The 4,978-nt window shown below is 50.2% G+C and carries 7 protein-coding genes; 6 read left to right on the plus strand and 1 reads right to left on the minus strand.

Annotated features, from left to right (window positions below; all coding sequences use genetic code 11):
- From hepT to L5656_RS10600, 6 genes are all read left to right on the plus strand, one after another.
- The coding region (gene hepT, locus L5656_RS10575; protein WP_297202746.1) for a type VII toxin-antitoxin system HepT family RNase toxin at positions 1-297 on the plus strand (297 nt) is incomplete at its 5' end.
- A 59-nt stretch (positions 298-356) separates the two neighbouring features.
- Positions 357-905, plus strand: a complete 549-nt coding sequence (locus L5656_RS10580) for a sigma-70 family RNA polymerase sigma factor (protein ID WP_297202748.1) — start codon at positions 357-359, stop codon at positions 903-905.
- On the plus strand, positions 856-1,428 hold the full coding sequence (locus L5656_RS10585; protein ID WP_297202750.1) for a hypothetical protein: 573 nt from the start codon (positions 856-858) through the stop codon (positions 1,426-1,428). The genes L5656_RS10580 and L5656_RS10585 overlap by 50 nt, the downstream gene beginning before the upstream one ends.
- A 49-nt stretch (positions 1,429-1,477) precedes the next feature.
- The gene (locus tag L5656_RS10590) at positions 1,478-2,653 is read left to right on the plus strand and encodes an NEW3 domain-containing protein (protein ID WP_297202751.1); all 1,176 of its coding nucleotides are present in this window, start codon (positions 1,478-1,480) and stop codon (positions 2,651-2,653) included.
- A 3-nt stretch (positions 2,654-2,656) separates the two neighbouring features.
- Positions 2,657-3,613, plus strand: coding sequence for an ABC transporter ATP-binding protein (locus L5656_RS10595; RefSeq protein ID WP_297202753.1), 957 nt, complete (start codon positions 2,657-2,659; stop codon positions 3,611-3,613).
- Complete coding sequence (locus L5656_RS10600) at positions 3,610-4,614, plus strand: ABC transporter permease (protein WP_297202756.1); 1,005 nt, start codon at positions 3,610-3,612, stop codon at positions 4,612-4,614. The genes L5656_RS10595 and L5656_RS10600 overlap by 4 nt, the downstream gene beginning before the upstream one ends.
- 29 nt (positions 4,615-4,643) lie before the next feature.
- On the opposite strand, the gene L5656_RS10605 is transcribed toward L5656_RS10600, so the two are convergent.
- On the minus strand, positions 4,644-4,978 hold a 335-nt coding region (locus tag L5656_RS10605), incomplete at its 5' end, for an NAD(P)-dependent oxidoreductase (protein ID WP_297202759.1).

A 4,978-nucleotide genomic window follows, 5' to 3' on the forward strand; every position in this document is an offset into this window, starting at 1 on the left:
CATCTGGTGGTCTGTATCGAGGCTGCTATTGACCTTTGCAATCACATTATTGCTAAAAACCGCTGGCGGGTACCCGAAGACTACGCTGATACCTTTAGAATTATGGGAGAAAATAAAGCCCTCCCCGAAGACTTTATCCCTAACCTGGTTAATATGGCCCGTTTTCGCAATAGGCTTGTACACCGATATTGGGATGTAGATGACAAGAAAGTGTATACTATTTTACAAGAAAATTTGGTTGACCTCGAACGTTTTATTAATGAGTTGGGCATGGGTTCGAACCGCTTCAGGAGTTAAAAAGTTTCCTACTGCCTTGAGGCAGGGATTCGCTTTCATAAGCAGAAATTTTATATATTATGATGAAGAATGAACAGATGGAAGATCTGATGCGCCGCTTTGGTGACAAAGTCCTACACCTGGCCTATTCTTACTTGGGTGACCGACATCTGGCAGAAGACGTGGCCCAGGAGGTCTTCGTACGTGTTTTTTTAAGCCTAGATCAATTCCAGGGCAGGAGTTCCCTATTTACTTGGATTTATCAAATAACCGTGAATTTGTGCCGCGACTACCTGCGCTCCCAGAAACGTTGTCGCCTAGAACCCACCTGGGAGGTGTCCCGTTACAACGTAGATGTGGAAGATGTCGTTTTAACCGAGATGGAATACCAGGAGCTTTGGCAAGCTATTTTTAATCTGCCTGTAGCCTACCGGGAAGTGATCTGGCTCCATTACTATGACCAGCTTGAACTTAAAGAAATCGCCCATATCCTGGGCATATCCCTGTCAGCAGTAAAAATACGGTTGTACCGGGCACGCCAGCAACTTCAGAAGGCTCTGCAAGAAGGTGAAAACCGCTATGAGATCTCGCAGGCGGCTGGACGAATTGCTAGCCAACCTGCCCGCTAACCTGCCCCCTCAACTTATAGGGTTGAAATTTTCTCCCGCCTTGAGGGAACAGGTGCAAAGGAAGGTAGCTCAATTGAGGTATAGCCAGGCCGTAAAAGTGACCTTCCCTGTTAAGAGAGACAGGAGAGGGGTATTCATAGCGGTGGTCATGATCCTCCTTTTCTTCACGGTACTAAGCTCGCGTTGGTTTCTATTTTCAAGAGGCGGCCCTTTCCTAGTAGCTGAACCGATAAGCTCCAACCTAAAAGTGGAAAAAGCGGCCTGGCTTAAGGAACCTTTAAGCCAAGCGAAACTTTCAACTCCAGCATACCATGTTTCGTTAGAAACCCGCGAAGATACCGTAATCATCCCCTTGGAAGTCCTACCTCTACCCCATGGTAAAGGGGCCCTAATTAGGATAGTATATCAGAGCGGGGATAAAGAGCATTACTATTATTTACTCCTTCATCTTGAAGAGGGAAGGGCCCAGCCCGTAAGCTTAGAGCAAAGTGTAACCTCGAAAAGGTTTAATACGTCTAATTAACTGGGGATACGTTAATAAATGAAGAATAAAAAACGAGGTGAAAAGGAAAATGAGTAAAATTCCAATCCGGCCGCTAAGCCGTATAGCCGTTCTTTTCTATGTATTATCCTTGCTCGCCTTTATCACAGTACTACCGGTAGCTGAAGCCGGCAGTCTCCTCCTCTCCACTTCTTTCCCGGGCATCGAGGTTCGACCGGGAGAAACTGTAACCTTTCCCCTAGAGATACACAACTATGGAGAACCGCAAAAGGTTGACCTACAAGTAGTTTCAGGACCCCAAGGGTGGTCTACCAGTTTCAAGGGTGGCGGGATGATCGTTAATCAAGTCTTTGCCACCGGAAAAGAGCCGGCCAAAGTGGACTTCCAGGTTGAGGTGCCCCAGGATGCCAAGCCGGGCAATTATAACTTCGTAGTTCGGGCTGCCGGTCCAGGCGGAAGCTCTTCCTTGACCTTAAGACTTTTGATCAAAGAAACCCCCAGCGGTAGCGATAAGATGACCACACAATACCCTGTACTAAGCGGCACCAGTTCCACCGACTTCCAGTTTCGTGTAGACCTTACCAACAACGGAGCCCAAGAAAAATCTTACAGCCTAAACGCCCAAGCTCCTCCGGGGTGGCAAGTTACCTTTAGCCCGGCTTATGAAAATAAACAGATCGCCAGTTTAAGTTTAAAGCCCGGTCAGACCCAGGGGCTAGATGTAACTGTAAAGCCTCCCCAAGGAGTCAAGGCGGGCACTTATAACATTCCCATTGAGGCAGTATCAGGCAATAGTAAGGCAAGCGTAGTGCTCAAAGTGGTAATTACCGGCACGTACAGCCTAGAAATAACTACTCCTACTGAACGCCTTAATGCCGAGGCCAGAGCCGGTGCCGAAAGCCCGGTCACTTTGATAATCAAAAACACTGGTAGTTCCGATATACAAAACGTAACCTTCTCCGCTACTCCCCCTACCAACTGGGCAGTAACCTTTGAGCCGGATACCATTGACGTCCTCCCGGCAGGGGAAAGCCGCCAGGTTATTGCTTTCATTAAGCCCTCCAAGGATGCCATAGCCGGAGATTATGTGGTCAATATTTCTGCCAATTCCCCTGTGGCCAGTACCACGGCCACCTTTAGAGTAACCGTAAAGACGTCTACCCTTTGGGGAGTAGTAGGAATACTTTTGGTTTTAGGTGTTGTAGGTGGCGTGGCCTGGACTTTCCACAAATACGGGCGGAGGTAGACTATGGGTAACCGTTCGCCTATCATAGTTACGGAAAACCTGACCAAGCACTACGGCCCGGTGGTAGCCGTCCAGGATCTTAACTTAGAGATTTACGAAGGAGAGGTCTTCGGCCTTTTGGGCCCTAACGGTGCCGGGAAAACCACTACTATTTTGATGCTCCTGGGACTTACCGAACCCACCTCCGGCCGGGCCCTTGTGGCTGGCTTAGACCCCACTCGCAACGCCTTAGCGGTGAAGCGCTTGGTAGGTTATCTGCCCGATAATGTGGGTTTCTATGATGATTTAACGGCCAAGGAAAACCTGCTGTATACGGGCCGCTTGAATCAAATCCCTGAAGCCGAACTAGAACAGCGGATAAAAACCGCCTTAGAACAGGTAGGGTTGGCAGACCATGGTGACCGCAAGGTGAGGGAATTCTCCCGGGGAATGCGCCAGCGGTTGGGGATCGCGGACCTGATAGTTAAAGATCCCCGCATATTTATCCTGGACGAGCCGACCTTAGGAATAGACCCGGAAGGTGTACGCGAGCTTTTAAACTTAATTGTCCGTTTGTCCCGTGAAAAGGGCAAGACTATCCTTATATCTTCCCACCTCCTCCACCAGATCCAGCAGATATGCGACCGGGTGGGTATATTTGTGGCAGGCAGGCTCTTGGCCGTGGGCCCGCTTGAAACCTTGGGCCGGCAGGTCATGGCCGGGAAACCCCTGGAGATCGAGCTCCAGGTGGAACCCTTCAACCACGATCTTTTGGAAGTTTTCAGGTCTTTAGAAGGGGTAGACCGAGTAGAAAGCCAGGGGCCCTATATACGGCTACGCTGCGCCAAAGGTAAAGACATAAGGCCCCAACTGACCGGGCTCCTGGCGGAAAGAAAGGTCTCTATCCTCCACCTAAGGGCACGCGGGCATGATCTGGATGACATTTATCTAGAATACTTTCAGGGCGAGGGAAGGATATGAAGGAATGGCAGGCTAAACTTAAAGAGTTTATCAATTGGTGGCGGGAAGCGTTCAGCAGCAGCGGCGGTTTAAAGGTTATATTCCTCAAAGAACTGGCCGATAACTTAAGCAGCACCCGTATGGGCATCCTCTTTTCTTTGGTGGCGGTGGCTTGCCTTTCCGCTCTGTATGTAGCAGCCCAAAGCATCCGCCAGTCGGTAGGCCAGGAAGAGACCAGTTTTGTTTTCTTACGCCTCTTCACCACCAGCGGAGGGTCCCTGCCCCCTTTTATATCTTTTCTCTCCTTTTTAGGTCCCCTATTGGGACTGGCGTTGGGATTCGATGCTATAAACGGCGAGTACAACAAGCGCACCTTGAGCAGGCTTTTGGCCCAGCCCATCTACCGGGATGACGTGATAAACGGCAAATTTCTGGCAGGTATCGCTGTACTGGCCATTATGATCGCTACCTTGGGGCTGCTGGTAGCCGGCCTCGGTTTGGTGTTTATAGGGGTCCCTCCTCGAGGTGAGGAAATAGGGCGCATGTTAGCTTATCTGATAGTTAGTATAATTTACGTGGCCTTCTGGTTAAGCATATCTCTATTGTTTTCTCTTCTTTTCCGCCAGGCGGCTACCTCGGCACTGGCGGGGATAGCTGTGTGGCTGTTCTTTGCCATATTTGCCCCTATGCTGGCCGGTATCATCGCCGATGGGCTCTTCCCCGTAACCGACGAGTCGCCGCCCGAGCTGGTGTTACGGAACGCCGTCTGGAAGCAAAATCTCAGCCGCCTTTCCCCTACCACCCTCTATGATGAAGCTACTCTGTACCTCCTAAATCCCGGTATCCGCACCTTAGGGCCGGTGCTTATCCAGCAGGTTATCGGGGCCATCCCGGGCTTCCTTCCCTTAAGCCAGAGCCTGCTCCTTATATGGCCCCATCTGGTAGGGCTTATAGCAGGAACCCTCATCATTTTCGCCCTTGCTTACTACTATTTCATGCGCCAGGAGATACGGACGAGTTAAAAGCTTAAAAGAGCCCGTGCAGAACCAGACTATTTCCTCGTGTTTTCACGTTTATAGTAAGCTTCGGGATTTACACATTGGGGCGGCAACTCTCCCCGCAGGGCGGCCAGAAGGTTACTTGCCGCCATGGTGGCCATAGCGATGCGGGTATCCCAAGTAGCGCTGGCTATGTGGGGACATACTACTACATTGTCTAATTCTGCTAAGCCTGGCGCCATCTCAGGTTCATTTTCAAAGACATCTAGACCAGCTCCCCAGATCTCCCCTTCTTTTAAGGCCTTCACCAGGGCCTTTTCGTCCACCACCGGACCACGGGAAGTGTTTATAAGGATGGCCGTCTTCTTCATAAGCTTAAGCTCCCGTT

The organism is Thermanaeromonas sp. (assembly GCF_021890735.1).
GTDB lineage: Bacteria > Bacillota > DSM-521 > Neomoorellales > Neomoorellaceae > Thermanaeromonas.